Below are 2797 nucleotides of genomic sequence, written 5' to 3'. Positions count from 1 at the left end.
CGAATCCTGCTCCGCGGCGATAGCCATTATTGCAACCCGCAGGTCATCGACCGGTGCCGCGCCAACGACGTCGACTTCATCTTTGCCTCGCGCCCACCACGACCCTGCGCAAGCATGTCGCGGATCTGGAGGCCAGGACGACGGCGCGCTTCGAAGCGTCGGCCAAGACAGGCAAGGTCCGCAGGTTCAAGGAGTTCGTTGACGGCGCCCGCGGAGCGGCCGGGCCGGCAGCACTCAGGCGACTATAACGGGCGCAGCCGACCCTGCGGCTTCCAGACATTGTCGTGTACAGCTTCAGACCCTCAAGCCGAGCCCGCAGGGCCTCGCTTACCTTTTACGGGGCGGCGGTACGTCCAAGCCGCTTCAACAGTTAAGAATTTCGCAAAGACGATACCCCCGGATCGTCGAGCTTCCGCTGCCACTTCCCGCATTCGCCGAGGCGGTCAATGACCCGCCCTTCACAACGTTATCCGGCAAGCATCTGGATGCGAGAGATAATGTTGCCGGAGGCATCTCTCATGGCTTCTACACCTGCCTGAACGCCAGAACCGCGTTCGTGCCGCCAAAGGCGAAGGAGTTGCTCAGTGCCACGCGCACCTTGCGCTCGCGTGCCACATTGGGCGTGACGTCGAGATCGCAATCGGGGTCCAGCTCACGATAATTGGCAGTCGGCGGCACGACGCTCTCGCGGATAGCCATCACGCAGGCGATCAACTCGAGCGCGCCGGACGCGCCGAGGCAATGCGCGTGCATGGACTTGGTAGAAGAAATGGACATTGAGAAGGCGTGCTGACCGAAGACGCGCTTGATCGCCGCCGTCTCGATCTGGTCGTTGGCCTTGGTGCCGGTGCCGTGCGCGTTGAGATAGTCGACATCCTCGGCGTCCAGCCTGGCATCGGCAAGGCAGGCCCGCATTGCTGCCTCCGGCCCCTCGACAGTCGGCGCGACGATGTCGGACGCATCGGCGGAAAGGCCGGCACCGGCAATTTCGGCAAGGATGGTGGCGCCCCGAGCCTGGGCATGCTCGTAGCTTTCCAGCACCGCCATGCCGGCGCCTTCACCAAGCGACAGGCCCTGGCGATCGGCCGAGAATGGCCGGCAAGTATCGGGCGAAAGCACGCGGATCGCTTCCCATGCCTTCAGCACACCCCATATGAGCGGCGCTTCGCTGCCGCCGGCAAGCATCACGTCGGCCCGGCCGAGCCTGATCTGGTCCACCGCGCAGGCAATCGCATGGTTTGCCGAGGAACAGGCGGACGTGACGCCGAAGACCGGCCCGCGCAGGCCGAGACTCATGCTGACCTGGCCGGCAGCGGCACCCGGCATCGCCTTGGGTACAGTCAAGAGAGCGGCACGCTTACCGCCCAGAAGGATGGCGCGGTAGGTTTGCTCGATCGCATCCCACCCGCAGCCGCCAACGCCCACCGTCGCACCGAAGCGATAGCTATTTCCCTCTTTGGAGGAAAGTCCGGCCTGACGCATGGCTTCGCGCGCCGCAAGCACAGCGAGCAGGCTGAAGCGGTCCATGGAGATGAGTTGCTTGCCGTCGATGTCATGCTCCGGCAGCGCCTTGATCTCGGCACCGATCCTGACCCTCAATTCATGGAGCTCGGAGTTGACGATTGGGCCGATGGCGGAGCGGCCTTCTCGCATCTCTCTCCAAATGGCGGCGGCGTTGGTCCCAAGCCCGCAAATCCCGCCAATCCCAGTAATCACGACGCGCCTGTCCATTCACACCCCCTTGGCGAGCAAGCTGCGCACGGCTTCCACCATGTCCCCAACATTCTGGAGATCCGACCATGCCTCGGCCGTATTCATCTCGATCTCGATGCCGTAAGCCTGCTCCAGGTCCCAGAGAACGTCCGCCAATCCCAGTGAATCGATACCGAGCGAAGTCAGTCCCGTGGCAGCCGTTATCTCGCCGCCTGTGGCAGGCGCTATGCCGCCCTCCGACGCGGCGCGCTTCTTGATCATGGCGATTATTTCGTTGGCGAGTTGATCTGCCATCTTGTTCCTTTCCAGCTTGCGTTTTCGGCGTCGTTCAAAACCCGAGTCGCGTCGCGTTGCCAAAATTGGCCCTCATAGAGCCTGTGCGACCGACCAAGCCCAATGCCCATAGGAACCGGACGAGTTCCGGCTTCTGCGGCGTCAGCCCGATGACGAAGAAAAGTCGCCGGCCTCCCGCTTTTGCGCCAGCACATCAAGAATCTGCGTGTAAATGGATAGGAACCGTCGTCAAACGTCAGCTAAACGCTGCGACGGTGGGTGCTGTCAGCGTATTCACTCGGCACCTCATATGTAATCGAGATGTTTCATAGCTCCGGACCATGCGATCAACTATTGTACCGGTCCGCCATTCGTCGGAGAGTTCGACATGATCGGAGCGCTGCCTCTCATTCCCAGTACAATCTCCACCGCACGCGACAGATTTCCTCTTTCGGGCTCTTCTCAAGGGACTCGCCACGCGATAGAGGCAGTGATCGGCGCACGTGAGGTCCTGCCAAGTCCATGCGACATTCCGGAAAATTGGTAAAATCGTTTGTTTCAATCAAATGCATCCACGCTATGGATAGCTAAGACATGCGTTTCAAAGGGCTCGATCTGAATCTTCTCGTCGTTCTCGACGCGCTGCTGAGCGAGCGCGGCCTCACGGCGGCGGCACGCCGCATCAACCTAACCAAATTCATGGGGGTTGGTGGATGTGGCGCAAGCCGTTGAAATGACGTAGGATTTGGTTGCTTAAGCCGATCCGAACCATTTCCCGGAGACCACACCCACCATGAACGATCTTGCGCTG

Annotated in this window: 2 protein-coding genes and 2 pseudogenes; 2 read left to right on the top strand and 2 right to left on the bottom strand. The window is 61.2% G+C overall.

From position 1 onward, the window contains the following. Positions 1-209 (top strand): annotated as a pseudogene (locus NKJ28_RS32865) (transposase); the annotation flags it as partial. A 316-nt stretch (positions 210-525) separates the two neighbouring features. Here NKJ28_RS32865 and NKJ28_RS32860 read toward each other — a convergent pair. Next, the gene (locus NKJ28_RS32860; protein WP_352638588.1) at positions 526-1731 is read right to left on the bottom strand and encodes a beta-ketoacyl-[acyl-carrier-protein] synthase family protein; all 1206 of its coding nucleotides are present in this window, start codon (positions 1729-1731) and stop codon (positions 526-528) included. Then, entirely contained in the window at positions 1732-2007 is a 276-nt protein-coding gene (locus NKJ28_RS32855; protein ID WP_023679611.1) for an acyl carrier protein, read from the bottom strand. 573 nt (positions 2008-2580) lie between these two features. Here NKJ28_RS32855 and NKJ28_RS32850 point away from each other — a divergent pair. Continuing rightward, positions 2581-2682, top strand: a pseudogene (locus tag NKJ28_RS32850) (LysR family transcriptional regulator); the annotation flags it as partial. Between the last annotated feature and the right edge of the window lie 115 nt (positions 2683-2797).

Origin of the sequence: Mesorhizobium sp. M0145 (genome assembly GCF_040322355.1) — a bacterium.
GTDB lineage: Bacteria > Pseudomonadota > Alphaproteobacteria > Rhizobiales > Rhizobiaceae > Mesorhizobium.
The sequence above is the reverse complement of the archived record's forward strand: the minus strand, read 5'-3'. Positions and strand labels throughout refer to the sequence as shown.